Genomic DNA, 15,946 nt, shown 5'->3' on the forward strand with positions numbered 1-15,946 from the left:
GCTGATGAAACGTCTTATGCTCGCGCTGCTGCTGGCGGCAGGCCCCGCGACGACGCTGGCTGCAACGCCCGCCACCGTTTATGACATGACGCAGGCGCTCGCTACGCAGCTGGCGACCGAAGCGTTATCGGTTTGTCATGACATGCATCGCCAGGGCGTGGTGGCGGTGGTCGATCGCGGCGGCAACCTGGTAACGCTGATGCGCGATGACAACATCGGGCCGCACAATACGCAGGCCGCCTGGCGCAAGGCGTTTACGGCGCTCTCGACCAAAACGCCGACCCGGCAGTTTGCGAAGCAAGCGCAGGCCTCGTCAGAGACCGCCAACCTCAATACGGTAAATGAGCTATTGCTGCTCGGCGGCGGCGTGCCGGTGAAGTATCACGGTCAGTGGATCGGGGCCATCGGCATGGCGGGCACCGGTGGCGCTGAATCCGACGAACGTTGTGGGCTGGAAGCGATCAATAAGCTTCCCGATCTCAGTGCTGCAATGGCAACGAATAAAACAGTCTCAGATGAGGGGACAGGAAAAATTCAGAGCCGTTGAAGTAGTCTGATGGCCGGATCGGCTGATGGCTGATTTAGCCGCCGCAAGCAGGAAACTAACTGTGGTTTTTACATACTGATTAAATGTCTGGCGAACGTCCCGGTCGCCAGACAGGTTTATTATTTTCGTCGTGCGTCAGATTTATTTATTCAGAATCTCGCGGCGAATAATATCCGCGCCTGCGCTTAAAGCATTAAGCTTGCCGGTGGCGACCTGACGCGACAACGGAGCCATTCCGCAGTTGGTGCAGGGATAGAGCTTATCGGCATCGACGAACTGCAGCGCCTTACGCAGCGTCTCAGCAACCTCCTCTGGGGTTTCAATCGCGCTGGTCGCCACATCAATGGCCCCGACCATCACTTTTTTGCCACGGATCAGTTCAAGGAGATCCATCGGTACATGGGAGTTATGGCACTCCAGCGAGATAATATCGATACCTGAGGTTTGCAGTTTCGGGAACGCCTGTTCGTACTGACGCCATTCTGAACCCAGCGTCTTTTTCCAGTCGGTGTTGGCTTTGATCCCGTAGCCATAGCAGATGTGCACGGCGGTTTCGCACTTAAGCCCTTCGATAGCTCTTTCCAGAGCGGCAATACCCCAGTCGTTGACCTCATCGAAAAAGACATTAAACGCCGGCTCGTCAAACTGGATAATATCCACACCTGCCGCCTCTAATTCACGGGCTTCTTGATTGAGAATTTTAGCGAACTCCCAGGCGAGCTTTTCACGGCTTTTATAGTGATTATCGTAAAGCGTATCGATCATGGTCATTGGCCCCGGTAGAGCCCATTTGATTGGCTGCTTCGTCAACTGACGTAAATAGCGGGCATCTTCAACAAATACCGGTTTCTGACGCTCGACGGCACCCACAACGGTCGGGACGCTGGCATCGTAACGGTTACGAATTCTGACGGTTTCGCGTTTCTCGAAATCGACGCCGCTCAGATGTTCGATAAAAGTGGTGACAAAGTGCTGACGGGTTTGCTCGCCGTCGCTGACAATATCAATTCCGGCCCGTAACTGTTCGTCGAGGGACAAGCGCAGCGCATCCTGTTTCCCGGCGATAAGTTCTGCGTCCTGCAGTTTCCACGGCGACCAGAGCGTCTCAGGCTGGGCCAGCCAGGATGGTTTAGGCAAGCTACCGGCGGTAGAAGTGGGGAGCAATGTTTTCATAGCAGGTGACCTTATATTTAATAAATCAAAGCGGGTAGCGGGCAGACCATTGCTCAAGAATATCCCTGTAGGGTTCGATAAAATGTTTTTCCGTAAACTTCCCCTGCTCAATCGCCAGCTGGCTACGCTCTTCGCGATCGTAAATAATTTTGGTTAATGAGTGATCCTGATTATTCAGGTCGGGCTGATAATGCAGGCCCGCTGCGGCATTTGCGTTGTAAATCTCCGGGCGATAAATCTTCTGGAACGTCTCCATGGTGCTGATAGTACTAATAAGTTCCAGATTGCTGTAATCACTCAGCAGATCGCCAATAAAAAAGAAGGCGAACGGCGCAACGCTACCTGAGGGCATGAAGTACCTGACCTGCAGGCCCATTTTTTTGAAATAGGTTTCAGTCAGTGATGTGCCATCCTGCTGGTATTCGAATCCTAAAACAGGGTGCTGATTGCCGGTGCGATAATAGGCGTTTTTATTGGACACACTCAGGCAGATCACCGGTGGTTTTTTAAATGCATTTTTGTATTCATCGGAGCGGACAAAATGCTTAAAAATATTGCCGTGCAGTTCGCCAAAATCATCCGGAATAGTGAATGCTGACTGGTTTTTATTGTGATCCAACAGACGCACGCTAAAGTCATAATCGCGCACGTATGAGGAGAAATTATTACCGGTAATTCCTGCGATGCGTCGATCGGTTTTTTTATCGATGATCGTGGTGTTTAATATTTCTATTGCCGGAAAGGTGTTACCACTGCCGTCGATATTCATCGTCACAGAAATAATATCCAGTTCAACGGCATAACGATCGCCTTCAGGATTATCCCAGCAGGCTAAGCTGTTAAAACGATTGTTGATCATCGCCAGAGTATTACGCAGATTCTGCTGGCGGTTCTCACCTCTTGCCAGATTGGCAAAGTTAGTGGTAATGCGCGTACTTTCGGAGGGGTTATAATGTTCGTCAAAACGCCCGCTCTTAATCGTGAAGGTAAATTGTGTAGTCATAGAAACCGCATCCGACGTCTGATATAAAATTTTATCGCCTCTGTACTCTACATAATTCGAGTTGTGCAAAGGCGGCAAGTAAGCGGATCCCCGGAGCGTACAGGAGTACGTGACCGGAGGGGAGCGAGCGCTGCCAATGTATGTGCAACCTGAAGTGTTACCGTTACAGTTCCGCTATAGTTTTGCCAGAAACGCGGAGCAAGAGGAAGTGACCATATCTCACGGTAATATGAATCCCTTTCATGATCGGGTGCAGTGCAGGCCAGACGTTGAGTTCTATTCATGTCGAACATAATCTGATTAGCACTCTGGGCATGTTTTATGCGGCTGCGGATGATACAGAAACCTTAAGACTTTTCGCTACCCTGTGCCGCTTAATGGCGACTGTCTGACGGTAATCGGACAGCGGTCGATATCCGCTTTTCGCTCAAAGCGGATCTTCTTTGAGTTGTTATCTGCTTTACTTCCCTTCTTAAACCCTACACCCGCCGTTTACGCGGGAAAATTTACACCTCTTCTTCCGTGGCGCGCCGCGCGTCGTAAACCTCCTGTGCCTGCTCAATTGCCACTCCGTACTGCCTTGCCCAGCTTACCAGCGCCACAAAAGGATCCTGTAAAGAGCGGCCCAGCGGCGTGATGGAGTATTCGACCGCCACGGGTGATGAGGCGATAACACGGCGGTTAACCAGCCCGTTGCGCTCAAGGCGGCGCAGCGCCTCGGTCAGGGCTTTATGGGTGATAGGATCGAGCCGCCTTTTAATGGCGTTAAAGCGCGAGGGTTCGCTGCACAGCACGGTGAGAATCAACACCGACCATTTGTTGGCGACCTGTTCAAGGATCGGGCGTGTGCTGTTGATTTCAGCCAGCAGGGCAGGGATATCGGTCGACATAAGGTTACCTTCTCTATATCTGGTGTATATCAGGTGCGTAATTGACGGTAAATATACGAAATGTATCATCAGGCGTCCATCCCACGTTCTGGAGTAGCCATGTTGAAACTTGAAGGTAAGACCGCCCTGGTAACCGGCGGTAACAGCGGTATCGGCCTTGCGATTGCTCAGCGGTTTGCGCAAGAGGGCGCGCATGTTTTCATCACCGGTCGACGCGAAACGCAGCTGGCAGAAGCGGTGACGCTTATTGGCGGTAACGTTGAAGCGATTGCGGGCGATATCACTAATACCCAGGATCGTACCCAGTTGTTTGACACCATTCATACCAGGGCAGGAAAGCTCGACATTCTTGTCTATTCGTCAGGGGTTTCCGAACCGGCGAGCCTTGAAGAGAGCACGGAAGAGCATATCGATCGCGCCTTTGGCCTGAACGTGCGCGCAATGGTGCTCACCGTGCAGCAGGCCATCACGCAGATGGGTGAGGGCGGCACCATCGTGCTGCTTGGCTCGATTGCCGGCAGCATGGCGGTTTCCGGGTATGGCACTTATGCGGCCAGTAAAGCCGCAGTGCGATCTTATGCGCGAACCTGGACCAGCGAGCTGGCTCCGCGCGGCATCCGGGTCAACACCCTTAGCCCGGGGCCCACGGATACGCCGATGTTCAGCCAGGCGAGTGATGACGTCAGGCAGACGCTGAGCGCGCAGATTCCGGCGAAGCGGCTGGGACATCCCGACGAAGTGGCATCTGCGGCGCTGTTTCTCGCCTCGGACGAAAGCAGTTACGTCAGCGGAGCCGAACTGGTGATTGATGGCGGCATGTCTGCATAAGCAGGGCTTTTGATATCACCCGGCGCTGGCACTAGCGGCAGCCGGGTGCGTGCTTTTCGCGCATAGCGAAAGAAAGACGCCTCATAACAACTCATTGCGTGGTGAATTATTTCAGAAGTGACATTGCAGTTCTGAATGAGTGGCACTATAGTAGCAACTTGTACAAGTTTGCATGGGTAAGTTGTACAACTTACCTCGCTACCAGGCTGCCGGCCCAACCATGCGTAATCCGGGCCCATTTAATGAGTGATAAAAATGAATAATCCGACCGCAACACTCCCGCAGACCCTTCAGTCAGTTTTTTCGGTCTTTGAGGCGGAAAAAGAGATCATTGATGAAGTGACACGCGAGCTTCAGGCCGTGAAAGCGACCGTGGCGAATAAAGACATCATGCTGGCGCTGATCGCCCGCGTAGAGACTGAAACGGATGTGATCCGTAAAGATGTCCTGCGTAACGCCCTTGAACTGGTAGTGCTTCGCACGCTGGACGTTTAATGTTTTACCCGCGCCTCTGCTCTGCCTGAGGCGCGGATGCTTCTCAAAAACCTGCGTTTATAACTGCGCAAATAATAGATCCAGAAAGGCACGCACGGCGGGATTCGCGCGGCGGCTCTCAGGCCACAGCACGGTGAGATTGTGCTTTTCAACGGCAAAATCTGCCAGCACAGGGACAAGCGCGCCCCGTTCAACCCATGACGCCGCCATAAAACTTGCTGCCATTCCAATGCCTGCGCCCGCTGCTACTGTAGTCAACACGCCTTCGCTGGCGTCAACGACAATCGCAGCGGGGAGCACTAACTCGACTTCTCGCTCTCCCACGTTAAACGGCCAGCGAAACAGCTGCCCGCTGCTTTTATAGCGCAGGTTCACCGTCTCATGATCCACCAGTTCGTCCGGATGCTGCGGCATGCCGTGTTTGCTCAGGTAGTCAGGCGAGGCGTAACAACAGAGACGGTAGGGCGAAAGGCGGCGCGACAACAGCCGCGAATCGGGCAGATCACCAATGCGCAGCGCGACATCAATCCCTTCATCTATTACATTCACCCGTTCGTCGCCCAGGCGCAGATCGATGCGCACTTCTGGCTGACGCTGGCGAAATTGCGCCAGCAGGGGCGCGAGCATATGCAGTCCGACCGGCAGCGAGGCGGCAACCCGCACGGTGCCGCTGGGTTCAGCGCGGGCTCTCTTCGCCGCCTGCTCAATCTCTTGCGCATCCTGTAACAGCCGCAGGACCCGCTCATGCAGATCGCGCCCTTCCGGCGTTAAAGCCAGCGAGCGCGTGGTGCGCGTAAAAAGCACCAGCCCCAGATGCTGCTCCAGCCGCTGAATACTTTTACTGACTGCCGAAGGCGAAACCGACAGAGCACGCGCGGCAGCGGTATAGCTGCCAAGGGATCCGGCGCGTGCGAAAGCGATCAGCCCCGTCAGGCTTTCAAAACCGATTTGTTCTTTCATGGCACAAGTAAAGCGAAAGTCAGGCCCATTATCAACCTGAAGTCGCTGTCATATTCTGCTGCTACTGAATACCAGGCAGAGGAAATAAGATGAGTACAATGATGAAAGCCGTGCAACTGCATGAATTTGGCGGGCCGGAAGTGTTGCGTTATGAAGATGCGCCGCGTCCAGTGCCGGGTGCTGGCGAGGTGCTGGTGCGGGTGCAGGCGGCGAGCATTAACCCGCCCGATCTCTATCTGCGCGATGGCTACCGCACGTTACCGCCGCAATGGCAGCCCAACCCTGTTTTTCCGCTTATTCCCGGAACCGATATCGCCGGTGTTGTCGAGGCTATGGGTGAGGGTGCACACGGTTTTCGCGCGGGTGATGATGTTTTTTCCATGGTGAGATTTCCGCAGGATCTGATGAAAGGCAGCGGAGCCTATGCCGAGTACATCGCGGTGCCTACCGACGAACTGGCGTTAATGCCGCAGGGCATTGATTATTTGCAGGCCGCCGCCGCCCCGATGTCACTGCTGACGGCCTGGCAGTTCCTGATCGATCCCGGCCATCATGCAGCTAACCCTTTCCAGCCTTTTCCACATATTCCTGTTTCGCTGAAGGGCAAAACGGTGCTGGTTAACGGCGCTGGCGGCGGTGTGGGGCACTTTGCTGTACAACTTGCCCGCTGGCGGGGCGCGCAGGTGATTGCCGTCGCTTCCGGTAAACATGAAGCGCTGCTGCGAGAACTGGGGACGAGCGAGTTTATAGATTACACCCGGCATGCCGCAGAAACGGTCGCGCAGCCGGTCGATCTGGTGGTGGATGCCGTGGGTGGCGTGAATATGGAACGCTTTCTCCCGCTCATCAAAACCGGCGGAGCGCTCTATCTGGTCAATCCGCTCGGCTTTGCCGGGCAACAAGAGGCTGCGCGTCGGGGGATCACGGTCTCTTCGACCCAGGTTCGCTCCAGCGGTCAGCAGCTTCAGCAAGCAGGCCAACTGCTGGCAAGCGGTGAAGTGCGCGTCGTGACGGACAGCATTTATCCTCTTCGTGACGCTGCCGCCGCGCATCAGCGCGCTTCGCAGGGCGGTATTCAGGGCAAAATTGTGCTGCGCGTCAAGTGAGGCGATTCATATTGCCAGCGCTTTTATGCTGACAGCGTTCACCGGGCGCTTTATTGTGAACGCCGATAACTCAGGGCGGCGATGCGCATCCCGCTTTAATAAAAGGAATACCGATGATTACATTGCGCCCCATGCGTGAGGATGAATACCCGGCTTATCTGGACTATTTCATTGCGGACTATGCGCGAGAGATTGCCGCAAACTATCGCCTTTCTGAGGCAGAGGCGCAGGCCAGAGCCACGCAGGAGATCGCAGACGATCTCCCGGAAGGCGTTAATACGCCGGGCCACGTTCTGCTCTGCCTGCTGGCGGAGGGCGAGAAGCATGTCGGCTATCTCTGGTATAAACCCGATGCTTCGATGCAAACCGTTTTTATTTATGATTTTCATATCTTCGACGCTTGCCAGGGGCAGGGCCTTGGCAAAGGCGCACTGCGAGCTTTTGAGGATGAGATGCGGGCGAAGGGCGTTGAGCAGATCCGCCTTCGCGTGGCGGGTGATAACGCCCGGGCGCGCCATGTTTATGAGGCCATCGGCTTTGGCGTGACCGGCATCAATATGAGTAAGAATTTATAAGGCGAGCAGGAGCCGGTGAGTTAGCCGAAGGCAAAGAAAATCCACGCAAGCGCGTGGATTTTTACCTACTGCCTTTCCTTCGGTTTAATCAGCCGTATCAGGCCGTTACGGTCACTACTGAAGTTTTAGTTGTCACCTGGTTGGTCGTCACGGAGGAGTCCGCCTCGGCAACTTGCCCTTTGATCACGCAGCGATACTGTCCTGCATCGCCTGCGGCGACAGCATCCTTACTGTATGTCGCCTTGTTCGCACCGGAGATATTGCTCCAGCTGGTGCCGTTGGTGGATTTCTGCCACTGATAGCTGGCGGCATCATTGGCGTCCACGGTCAGGCTCAGCGTAGCGCCTGTGGCAACAGAAACGGTTGCCGCCGGCTGGGTCTTAATCTGTGGCGTAAAGGCGTAGTAAGGCATCGCATACTCAATGCCGTTGATATTTACCCGCATCCACTGGCGCGGTTTGGATTGCTCAACCGGTACGCTGGATGAGGCCTGCGAACGGGTGCTGATTGCCGCGACATCACTTTGCGCACCGAAGCCCGCCTTACCGTTGTGCATCGAGGCGCGGGGTTCGGCGTCCACGCCGTTCGGTGCTTCAGCCTGCACCTGACCATCCGGCGTAAAGAGGGCCCATTCCCCTCTCTCCTGGCTGGTTTCGCCGGTGCCGCGAACGTGCACCGCATACTCGCCAATGGTCGCCGGAAGTTTGATCCACAAGCCCGGTAGCAGCTTGTTGAACTCCTGAGCAATATACTTCACCTCGGTAATGCCCGGCGCACCCTCCATCCAGTAGGTCACGGCCGGAACATCCGCGGCACCGCGCGCAACGTGAATATGCAACGTTCCCGCCGAGCGATCGTTATTTACCGGCATTGGGCCGCTTCCTCCCAGGCTGCCGTAAGTGCTGCGGCAATCGACCTCAATCTTCCAGTGGGTGCCCGTTTGTGGCATCTGGAACGAACCGATATTCAGCCACAGTTTTTTGCTGTCGATGGTGCCGCGCAGTATGCCGCTCAACCACTTAGCGCGTAGCGGATTGTCCAGATAGGTAATGTTATTTTGAAACAGCGACATGCCCATTTCATAGCCGGAAACCATCGCAGTGATCGCACTGCCGTCCGGGTTTTTCGGGTAGCTGAACCACTTATCGCTGCCAGGCGCGGTGGTGCGGTCATAATTGACGCCGGTTGGGTTTGACCATTGCGACATCACCACGCGTGAGTTGAAGAACACGGCGTCATACGTGGATGATTCAATGCTCAGCGCCTCAATCAGCCACTGGCCGTTGTTGATATCCATCGGCACCGCGCTGTGCTCGATCCAGCCGTTGCGGATCAGCCCCTGGCCGTGACGCGGGATCCAGATTGCCGGGGCATAGCAGTACTGGAAGTTGAATTCAGAAAGCTCAATCGCCGTGGAGTGATCCCAGGAGCCTGCTGGGCGGTTACTCCAGCCCACTTTGATCACCGGCCCCGCCACCTTGCTGCAGTAGATCTGGTTAAATTTACTGTCGAGGCTGTCGAGATAGTAAATCGTCGCCTCGCCGGTATTGCTGGCCTTGAAGTAGGAGACGTTAGCAAAGGTGCCGCCCACGCATTCGTTGGTCAGAAACGGCTGCTTGTTGGAGGCGGTATCGTTGAACACTCCAAGCGTGGCGCCAATCAGCAGGTTACTCTTTTTATCCTGCTCGACGGTTTGCTGCCCCTCCCACTCAATGCCGTAAATGGAGAAATAGCGGTGGTTCAGCGCCAGCACGGCTGAATTCGATTTATCGGAGACAATGCGGGTCGCAATCTGTTTGCCGAAACTGGTGGTCACACCGCGCAGGACAAAGTCACCTGCGGCAAAGTAACCGCTTGGGTTATAACGCAGTTCAGCGTCGTCGGCAGCGATCTTGTTGCCGTAACGGCGCATGTCGAGCGGCTTAATCAGATAGGTGCCTGCACCGAAACGGACGCCAACTTTGCTGGAGAGATTGTTGGTTGCGCCACGCGCAAAGGTACCGTTCATAAATTCGTACATCGCTTTGACGGCAGGAGCACAGTCAACGGTGCCGCCCGGTACAGCACCGAAATCGTGAACGGTGAGTGCGTCAATATCCGCATCGCGTCGCCAGTGGTATGCCCCACCGTTGCTGGCGATAAAACCGCCATCGTCACTGCCCGCCACAAGGTTCCCGATAAACCATCCGTCGCCATAATTGATGGAGCGATCGGAGGCTGACCGCGCATTCCATGAGGTCAGAAAAACACGTTCACCCTCGGTTGCAGGCTTACGTGCACGCAGCGCTGCAAAGGAGGCGACTTCCGTAATGGCGGTGCTGTTTTCATTAGTAGCCATGATATGTGATGTCCTTTAAGTGATGTTTGATACTGTATTTATATACAGTGTTTTTACTGTACGCCGACAATTCAGGCTTTTCAATAGCGATTTTTACTTTTAAATCAGTTGCATTTTTGTAGTGGTTCGTACTAAGGAAATCGCGCTCCGTTCTTTAAAGCATAAGAAAAATTAATATATTTTTTGTTAATGGAGAAAGGTAAACGAAGCGGGTGTTAACGCTTGAGAGAGGCAGAAACGCGCCAACGGAACCGTGCGCGCGATACAAAAAATGGCAACGTTAGCTCACCGAAGTGACGTTGAATTTGTCACTGAAAGGGCGGGCATTCATAAGGCTGTCTCGTGATAGCTTTTTGCGAAAAGGTCGAGAAAGGGAGTGATAAAAAAGAGAATGGGTAGCGAATTTTTATCCCTCGTTAGATTCAGAGGGTGAGGAAGGAGAAGATAAATGCCTGGCGCAGCGGCATAACGTCCCTGTCCGCCAGCCAGGCAATCTACTTATTTTTCAGCGTAATCAATACGGTATCCACTCCCATCCCGGAGAATGCGGGCAAACCCTGCCTGATTTAAATGCATGCCTGCAATGAGCAGTTTTTCGCTGACCGCTTGTTCCATTATTTTTTTCCGGGTTTCCTCGGCCTGCGCGGGATCGACGTCGAACAGAATAGAAACAGCCGGTTGTGCTGACTGAATATGCGGGTAATGGACAATATCGCCCCATATTAATAAGCATTCCCTCCCGGAATCGATGCGAAAACCGCTATGCCCGGGAGTATGGCCCGGTAACCATACAGGCAGAATGCCTTCAGCTATTTTCTCGCCGTTGAAAAAACGGATATTCGGGGCATAAGCCTCTAAGGTATGCCGCGCCAGCAAAAAATTACGCTGCCCGCGCTCATTCGCCATTTCGCGTTTTTTATCATCCCGCCAGTGCTGCGCTTCGAGAGGATGCAGAATAATTTCAGCACGTTTAAAAAGCGGCTCTTTATCAGCGTCGAGCAGGCCGCCAATATGATCCGGATGGCAGTGCGTTAATAAAATGGTATCGACGTCGTCAGGGCTGACGCCCGCTGCGGCAAGATTGGCAGTGAGTTGCCCCGGCGCGCCTGCGCCTGCGTCAACCAGAATAACCCGCCCCCGGCCGCGAATAAGGTAACAGTTGATATGGATATCGCCGGGCTTATCAATTCCGGCACTGCTTTGAATAACGTCTGCATCAGCTGTTGCTATGCCTGATAACAGCTCCAGACTGGCTGACATTGTGCCGTCACTCAACGCGGTTATCTGGAAATCGCCAATCTGGCGGAACGGAAAAGCGTGGTTCATCACGACCTCGGGGTCAGTTGCGGGCGAAAAGGTGTTCTGCTGGCGATCCAAAGCAGCGTATACGGGCCGTCAGACCAGAGGCCTGTTGCGTGGCAAGATCCACTTCACGCATAAACTTCTCCATCACTTCATGGGTTCGTAATGGAGTGAGACGGTAAAATAGCTCGGCATACACCGGTTGCCCGCAGCCCGGCTTTACATCGATAAAAATGATATGCACATTTTTACGTTCTGCGCCGAGGATGTCACAGCAGAGGGCGCTGCATCTGTTGGTTAACGCATCAAGGTTTTGAAACTTGTCAGCATGATTTTCAGAAATATAAAAAGTCAGATTAGGCATGACGTTATGGCGTCCCTTTTTCAGTGCTCTGCAACTGCGATGTAAGAGCCCCGTAGAGCCAGACACCGGGCATATCCGTAAACGGCGAAGCAACTTCAGCAGGCAAAACGTAGGCAACGCGCCGGGCAGGGCTTTTATCCAGCGCCACCGCGGCCATTTCCAGGCCTTGATATCCCAGTTCTGATTCTAAAAAGCCGATTGGTGTTGCGCTCAATAGCAAAATTTCATTGGAAGCGAGGGCTGGCGCAAGGCCGTCACCGGTATAGAGGTTACGGTGCCAGTCAGTAATGCAGGCCTGCCAACGGGAAAAATTACCGCCTCCTTTTAAACGATACTCCTCACTGCTGAGCACATCCGCATCATCGACAGTGTGAATGGCAAGATAAGCCGGGCAGCCAGATTGGAGAGCACGAAAGCGTTGAGAGGTGGTAAAGCCAGTAACAGATATTAATGCGGGTAGCTTTTGCTGGCTGTAAAACGCATTCCATTCAGCCTCGCTTTCAGCATCGGTATACGAGCACTCCACGGTATAGAACATCAGCCCATCTCCACATGAGTCATAAACGCAAGCAAACAGGTTTGCTCAATGATTTTTCATCATGTTACAAGCTGGTTTAACCGCTTAAAATCGATACTATGTCATGCATCAGTGACATTTAGTCATTGAAGGTGAGAGCAAGGAGCCTCTTCTATGCGCAGAAAAATACCCAGCAGTGCATCGCTTCAGGCTTTTGATGCCGCAGCGCGGCACGGAAATTTTGCCCGGGCGGCAGAGGAGCTATCGTTAACGGAAGGGGCGATTAGCCGCCAGATTGCGCGCCTTGAAGCGCTGCTGAACTGTAAACTCTTTGACCGTGTGGGAAGCCGGGTAAAGCTTAATCCGCTTGGCGTGCGCTACGCACATCACGTGCGTGAAACCCTCGATCGGCTGGAAAGGGATACGCAATACATAATGGGAATGCCGCAAGGGAGTCAAAGCCTGGATATCGCTGTCCTGCCGACCTTTTCCAGCCGCTGGCTGATCCCCCGCCTGAACAGCTTTAACGCATTGTTTCCGGATATCACTTTAAATATCGCCGCCCGAACGGATCCATTTATTTTGCCGGGCAGCGGTTTTGACGCCGTTATTCATTTTGAACACTCCGCGTGGGCAGGTATGCGTATGCAATTTCTGTTTCAGGAAAATCTGCTGCCTGTTTGCCATCCTGCACTTTTGACTCATGATGACGTCAATCAGCAGTTAAACGCACTTCCGCGCATTCATCGACGACAGAATCCCGATGCATGGCATCGCTATGCGCAGGAGAGCGGAATAGACCTCGATAACCCGGCGCAGGGCGCACGCTACGATCTGCATGAAATGGCCATCGCGGCCGTTATGGCGGGGCAGGGCGTCGCGTTGGTTCCACGTATGTATATCGAGAATGAGTTGCGGTGCGGCACGCTTGTTTCACCGTGGCCTGCATCAGAAAGCCTGAGCAAAAGATTCTGTTTAGTCAAACCGACGGAGACGGGAATCAATGAAGCCGCGCTGGAGCGTTTTGAAGGCTGGTTGCTGGCGGAAATGAATACGCTCGGCAGCAGCGATTGAAAGTGAACTGTGGCGTTACGTTTGTTGTTTTATTGGTATTAAATGCACTTTATATGTTCTGAGAAGGTTTGTACCACCGAAGTCCTGGAGAAGTATATGCAGCAAATTTTTGCTTTTTTTATGTTAATTGTTCCCGTCGCTCTGTTTTGGAGGCTAATGAGATCCTTCTATAAATCATTACGTCATCCGAAAAAAATCATTACGGAGAGCAACGGGCTAAAGAAAATTTCCACGCCACCGTCATTGTTCGGTTTATTCGCATCTCGCACGCTCTATTACTACGACGATGCGTTTTTTTATCAGATTAAGGAAACGGTGAAGCTCAAAGTTCCGCTTGCAAAAATAGTACGGGTTAAGCCGGGCTACATGAGAGTCAATAACAGACGAAACTGGGTGGTGACATGGCAGAGCGATGGCGCGGAAAAACAGGTCAGTTTTTATCACAACATTACCCTCTTCAACCATAATTTCGCTGATTTTTTACGCGCGGTTAAAGAAGCGAATCCACAGGCAGAAGTAAAAGAAATCTCCTCTTCTTCTCTCTGAATAAATATCTGCTGTCTCTGTTCCTGGCGGGCATTACGCCCGCTTGGCTTGCTGGTTGCCGTTTAAGTGGCCCGACAGATTATTGCTTTGCAATGTTTGGTTCGGTTTCAGCCAGGTATTTCGCCAGCCCTGCAATTACCTCAGGGAAGTCGGCGCTGATGCCTTCGCCGAAAGCCTGCGCGTCCGGGCCTTCTGTGCTGATGGCATAGACAACCCGGCTCTGACCGCTGCTTAAGGGTTCAATGCGGTGTTCCACAACGACGCGGGTTTGATCCACCCAGGTCTCATCAATAAAGTATTTTTCATCGCAAACATCTACTAGCTGGCTGCGGATGTTGTCACCGTCCGGCAGCACCATTGTGAACCATGTTCCTGTCACAAACGGCCCCTCGGCGTGAATGGCTTTCACGCCTGGATTCCAGCGCTTCCAGTTCGCTGTGTCGGTAAATGCCTGCCAGATCGCTTTAGGGTTGCTGTCGATGGTGAGCGTATAGGCGTGATTCCAGACGTTATCTGTGCTCATTTTTTTCTCGTTAGATTCAGGAAATTAATAGTACCCGCTATACCTATAATCCAGCGCCGCTCACCAGGTCAAACCACCTGTCGCTGTTTGTTGCTGTTACCACAAAAATCACCGCAGCGGAGTGAGGCGTTTAGCCCCCCACACTGCTGCGGTGTGCGCCGTTTATTCAGCAAACTTCAGCAGCGCGTCGCCATCAAGACGGTAGCGTACCCATTCAGACTGCGGCAGCGCGCCGATGCTCAGGTAAAAATCAATGGCCGGCTGGTTCCAGTCGAGCACGCTCCACTCAAGGCGGCCGCAGCGGCGCTGCACGGCATATTGCGCGATCTGTTTCAGCATCGCTCTGCCCGCACCCTGGCCGCGATAATCCGGGGAGATATAGAGATCCTCCATATAGATACCGTTGCGGCCGAGCCAGGTGGAGTAGCTGGTGAAGAAGACGGCATAACCGACGGTTTTACCCGCAATTTCACAGATTAACGCTTCGGTATTGCTGCCCGCGCCAAAGAGCGTCTCGCGGATCTCATCCGGGGTGGTGACCACCTCTTGCGGTGCTTTTTCATACACGGCCAGTTCATAAATCATGTCGTAAATAGCGGATGCGTCTTCCGGGCAGGCCGGGCGAATAGTGAGGCTCATCGGTTTTCCTGTTCGTTTGGTCAAGAGGTGAGATTGCTGGCGCTAAGCATAAGGGGTATCGTCTGAAGAATTAAGTGCAATGAAATCACACCATGATGAATATTATGCATCCGGCGCTGCGGCGTCTTGATCTCAATCTGCTGCCGGTTTTTGATGCCGTATACCGTTACCGCTCGGTGCGCCTTGCGGCGGATGAGCTGGCGATGAGCACCTCGGCGCTGAGCCATGCGCTCTCACGGCTGCGATCCACGCTCAACGATCCGCTCTTTTACCGGGAAGGACACCGGATGTGCCCCAGCGTCTATGCCACCCAGCTTGCACCCGCGATCGCCTCGGCGCTGAAATTTCTCAATCAGGAGCTGACGCCGCAGCCGGAGTTCTCACCCGCTACCACGACGGAGCGTTTGCAGATCGCCATCACCGACTTCACCGCGTTTTGCATCTTCCCCGCGCTGATGGAGAAACTGCAACACGACGCGCCCGGCCTCGGCTTTGACCTGATCTATCTTCCGCACAGCCCGGCGCTCACTGAATTACTGGCGGGAGAGGTCGACCTGGCGCTGGGCTTCAGTACGCCGGATGAGGTTCGCCATCCGGAACTGGATGAGATCGACTGGTTCAGGGATGAGTATGTCGTTATCAGCAACAAGAGCCGATCCGCACTGACGCTTGAGGATTATCTTGCAGCGCGGCATCTTGTGGTGACGCCGTGGAATGAGAAGCAGGGAGTGATTGATCTACAGCTTGAGCAGATGGGGTATACGCGGCAGATAGCAATCAAAACGCCGTCGATGCTGAGCGCGCCTTTTATCGTCGCCCAAAGCGACTTACTGATGGCGATCCCGCGTTTTGCCGCTGAGAAAGTGATGCCCGCCGTGGATATCACGCTCTTTGCCTTACCTTTCGACATCGCGCCGTTTGAAGTGAAGATATACTCCCATAAGCGCAGCGGCAAGCGAGGCGCGACAAGCTGGTTGCAGGCGACGCTGCAAATCCTGGCGCAGGAGATGAAAAGCGGGCGGTGAAAATGGGGCAGGAGAGGACGCCGCCTGACGATCCGGGCGGC

18 protein-coding genes are annotated in these 15,946 nt (G+C 53.8%); 8 read left to right on the forward strand and 10 right to left on the reverse strand.

What is annotated here, in order from left to right:
- Positions 1-4: 4 nt before the first annotated feature.
- Positions 5-547: a heme-binding protein gene (locus N7V53_RS07345; RefSeq protein ID WP_279792926.1), complete on the forward strand. Its 543-nt coding sequence runs from the start codon at positions 5-7 to the stop codon at positions 545-547.
- 141 nt (positions 548-688) lie between these two features.
- On the opposite strand, the gene N7V53_RS07350 is transcribed toward N7V53_RS07345, so the two are convergent.
- The 3 genes from N7V53_RS07350 to N7V53_RS07360 all read right to left on the reverse strand — a co-directional run bounded on the left by N7V53_RS07350 (position 689) and on the right by N7V53_RS07360 (position 3,613).
- The gene (locus N7V53_RS07350) at positions 689-1,720 is read right to left on the reverse strand and encodes a methionine synthase (RefSeq protein ID WP_279792927.1); all 1,032 of its coding nucleotides are present in this window, start codon (positions 1,718-1,720) and stop codon (positions 689-691) included.
- A gap of 25 nt (positions 1,721-1,745) precedes the next feature.
- Positions 1,746-2,723: a DUF1852 domain-containing protein gene (locus tag N7V53_RS07355; RefSeq protein WP_279792928.1), complete on the reverse strand. Its 978-nt coding sequence runs from the start codon at positions 2,721-2,723 to the stop codon at positions 1,746-1,748.
- Positions 2,724-3,229: 506 nt separating this feature from the next.
- Entirely contained in the window at positions 3,230-3,613 is a 384-nt protein-coding gene (locus N7V53_RS07360; protein WP_023479848.1) for a helix-turn-helix domain-containing protein, read from the reverse strand.
- Positions 3,614-3,712: 99 nt separating this feature from the next.
- Here N7V53_RS07360 and N7V53_RS07365 point away from each other — a divergent pair, with 99 nt between their 5' ends.
- Together N7V53_RS07365 and N7V53_RS07370 are read left to right on the forward strand one after the other, a co-directional pair.
- The gene (locus tag N7V53_RS07365; protein ID WP_279792929.1) at positions 3,713-4,441 is read left to right on the forward strand and encodes an SDR family NAD(P)-dependent oxidoreductase; all 729 of its coding nucleotides are present in this window, start codon (positions 3,713-3,715) and stop codon (positions 4,439-4,441) included.
- A 255-nt stretch (positions 4,442-4,696) separates the two neighbouring features.
- Positions 4,697-4,936, forward strand: a complete 240-nt coding sequence (locus N7V53_RS07370) for a biofilm development regulator YmgB/AriR family protein (RefSeq protein ID WP_076770223.1) — start codon at positions 4,697-4,699, stop codon at positions 4,934-4,936.
- 57 nt (positions 4,937-4,993) lie between these two features.
- Here N7V53_RS07370 and N7V53_RS07375 read toward each other — a convergent pair whose 3' ends face one another.
- Positions 4,994-5,896 carry a LysR family transcriptional regulator gene (locus N7V53_RS07375; RefSeq protein WP_279792930.1) on the reverse strand — a complete coding sequence of 301 codons (903 nt, stop codon included), beginning with the start codon at positions 5,894-5,896 and terminating at the stop codon, positions 4,994-4,996.
- 89 nt (positions 5,897-5,985) lie between these two features.
- Here N7V53_RS07375 and N7V53_RS07380 point away from each other — a divergent pair, with 89 nt between their 5' ends.
- Both N7V53_RS07380 and N7V53_RS07385 read left to right on the forward strand, forming a co-directional pair.
- On the forward strand, positions 5,986-7,002 hold the full coding sequence (locus N7V53_RS07380; RefSeq protein ID WP_279792931.1) for an NADP-dependent oxidoreductase: 1,017 nt from the start codon (positions 5,986-5,988) through the stop codon (positions 7,000-7,002).
- Positions 7,003-7,115: 113 nt separating this feature from the next.
- Positions 7,116-7,577: a GNAT family N-acetyltransferase gene (locus N7V53_RS07385; protein WP_279792932.1), complete on the forward strand. Its 462-nt coding sequence runs from the start codon at positions 7,116-7,118 to the stop codon at positions 7,575-7,577.
- A gap of 97 nt (positions 7,578-7,674) precedes the next feature.
- Here N7V53_RS07385 and N7V53_RS07390 read toward each other — a convergent pair whose 3' ends face one another.
- The 4 genes from N7V53_RS07390 to N7V53_RS07405 form a co-directional block, all read right to left on the reverse strand.
- Positions 7,675-9,915, reverse strand: coding sequence for a hypothetical protein (locus N7V53_RS07390; protein ID WP_279792933.1), 2,241 nt, complete (start codon positions 9,913-9,915; stop codon positions 7,675-7,677).
- A gap of 498 nt (positions 9,916-10,413) precedes the next feature.
- Positions 10,414-11,241, reverse strand: a complete 828-nt coding sequence (locus N7V53_RS07395; protein ID WP_279792934.1) for an MBL fold metallo-hydrolase — start codon at positions 11,239-11,241, stop codon at positions 10,414-10,416.
- Positions 11,242-11,254: 13 nt separating this feature from the next.
- Positions 11,255-11,581 carry a hypothetical protein gene (locus tag N7V53_RS07400; protein WP_279792935.1) on the reverse strand — a complete coding sequence of 109 codons (327 nt, stop codon included), beginning with the start codon at positions 11,579-11,581 and terminating at the stop codon, positions 11,255-11,257.
- A 4-nt stretch (positions 11,582-11,585) separates the two neighbouring features.
- Complete coding sequence (locus N7V53_RS07405) at positions 11,586-12,119, reverse strand: sugar ABC transporter (RefSeq protein ID WP_279792936.1); 534 nt, start codon at positions 12,117-12,119, stop codon at positions 11,586-11,588.
- Between the two features lie 153 nt (positions 12,120-12,272).
- On the opposite strand from N7V53_RS07405, the gene N7V53_RS07410 reads away from it, so the two are divergent.
- Positions 12,273-13,172: a LysR substrate-binding domain-containing protein gene (locus tag N7V53_RS07410; protein ID WP_279792937.1), complete on the forward strand. Its 900-nt coding sequence runs from the start codon at positions 12,273-12,275 to the stop codon at positions 13,170-13,172.
- 96 nt (positions 13,173-13,268) lie between these two features.
- Positions 13,269-13,718 carry a hypothetical protein gene (locus N7V53_RS07415; RefSeq protein ID WP_279792938.1) on the forward strand — a complete coding sequence of 150 codons (450 nt, stop codon included), beginning with the start codon at positions 13,269-13,271 and terminating at the stop codon, positions 13,716-13,718.
- Between the two features lie 79 nt (positions 13,719-13,797).
- Here the strand turns inward: N7V53_RS07415 and N7V53_RS07420 are convergent, their stop codons facing one another.
- Positions 13,798-14,241 (reverse strand): SRPBCC family protein, encoded by a 444-nt coding sequence (locus tag N7V53_RS07420; protein WP_279792939.1) that lies wholly within the window; start codon positions 14,239-14,241, stop codon positions 13,798-13,800.
- Positions 14,242-14,403: 162 nt separating this feature from the next.
- Positions 14,404-14,880 carry a GNAT family N-acetyltransferase gene (locus tag N7V53_RS07425; protein WP_042716233.1) on the reverse strand — a complete coding sequence of 159 codons (477 nt, stop codon included), beginning with the start codon at positions 14,878-14,880 and terminating at the stop codon, positions 14,404-14,406.
- Positions 14,881-14,972: 92 nt separating this feature from the next.
- On the opposite strand from N7V53_RS07425, the gene N7V53_RS07430 reads away from it, so the two are divergent.
- On the forward strand, positions 14,973-15,905 hold the full coding sequence (locus tag N7V53_RS07430) for a LysR family transcriptional regulator (RefSeq protein ID WP_279792940.1): 933 nt from the start codon (positions 14,973-14,975) through the stop codon (positions 15,903-15,905).
- The last annotated feature ends 41 nt before the right edge of the window (positions 15,906-15,946 follow it).

It is taken from the genome of Kosakonia sp. HypNH10 (assembly GCF_029850615.1).
In the GTDB taxonomy this organism is placed as follows: Bacteria; Pseudomonadota; Gammaproteobacteria; order Enterobacterales; family Enterobacteriaceae; genus Kosakonia; species Kosakonia cowanii.

Excerpts from the sequence above, each read along its gene's own strand:
- N7V53_RS07410 (WP_279792937.1), top strand. The coding sequence starts at position 12,273 with ATGCGCAGAAAAATACCCAGCAGTGCATCGCTTCAGGCTTTTGATGCC.
- N7V53_RS07400 (WP_279792935.1), bottom strand. The coding sequence starts at position 11,581 with ATGCCTAATCTGACTTTTTATATTTCTGAAAATCATGCTGACAAGTTT.
- N7V53_RS07350 (WP_279792927.1), bottom strand. The coding sequence starts at position 1,720 with ATGAAAACATTGCTCCCCACTTCTACCGCCGGTAGCTTGCCTAAACCA.
- N7V53_RS07385 (WP_279792932.1), top strand. The coding sequence starts at position 7,116 with ATGATTACATTGCGCCCCATGCGTGAGGATGAATACCCGGCTTATCTG.
- N7V53_RS07425 (WP_042716233.1), bottom strand. The coding sequence starts at position 14,880 with ATGAGCCTCACTATTCGCCCGGCCTGCCCGGAAGACGCATCCGCTATT.
- N7V53_RS07430 (WP_279792940.1), top strand. The coding sequence starts at position 14,973 with ATGATGAATATTATGCATCCGGCGCTGCGGCGTCTTGATCTCAATCTG.
- N7V53_RS07375 (WP_279792930.1), bottom strand. The coding sequence starts at position 5,896 with ATGAAAGAACAAATCGGTTTTGAAAGCCTGACGGGGCTGATCGCTTTC.
- N7V53_RS07405 (WP_279792936.1), bottom strand. The coding sequence starts at position 12,119 with ATGTTCTATACCGTGGAGTGCTCGTATACCGATGCTGAAAGCGAGGCT.
- N7V53_RS07355 (WP_279792928.1), bottom strand. The coding sequence starts at position 2,723 with ATGACTACACAATTTACCTTCACGATTAAGAGCGGGCGTTTTGACGAA.
- N7V53_RS07390 (WP_279792933.1), bottom strand. The coding sequence starts at position 9,915 with ATGGCTACTAATGAAAACAGCACCGCCATTACGGAAGTCGCCTCCTTT.
- N7V53_RS07420 (WP_279792939.1), bottom strand. The coding sequence starts at position 14,241 with ATGAGCACAGATAACGTCTGGAATCACGCCTATACGCTCACCATCGAC.
- N7V53_RS07360 (WP_023479848.1), bottom strand. The coding sequence starts at position 3,613 with ATGTCGACCGATATCCCTGCCCTGCTGGCTGAAATCAACAGCACACGC.
- N7V53_RS07345 (WP_279792926.1), top strand. The coding sequence starts at position 5 with ATGAAACGTCTTATGCTCGCGCTGCTGCTGGCGGCAGGCCCCGCGACG.
- N7V53_RS07415 (WP_279792938.1), top strand. The coding sequence starts at position 13,269 with ATGCAGCAAATTTTTGCTTTTTTTATGTTAATTGTTCCCGTCGCTCTG.
- N7V53_RS07365 (WP_279792929.1), top strand. The coding sequence starts at position 3,713 with ATGTTGAAACTTGAAGGTAAGACCGCCCTGGTAACCGGCGGTAACAGC.
- N7V53_RS07395 (WP_279792934.1), bottom strand. The coding sequence starts at position 11,241 with ATGAACCACGCTTTTCCGTTCCGCCAGATTGGCGATTTCCAGATAACC.
- N7V53_RS07380 (WP_279792931.1), top strand. The coding sequence starts at position 5,986 with ATGAGTACAATGATGAAAGCCGTGCAACTGCATGAATTTGGCGGGCCG.
- N7V53_RS07370 (WP_076770223.1), top strand. The coding sequence starts at position 4,697 with ATGAATAATCCGACCGCAACACTCCCGCAGACCCTTCAGTCAGTTTTT.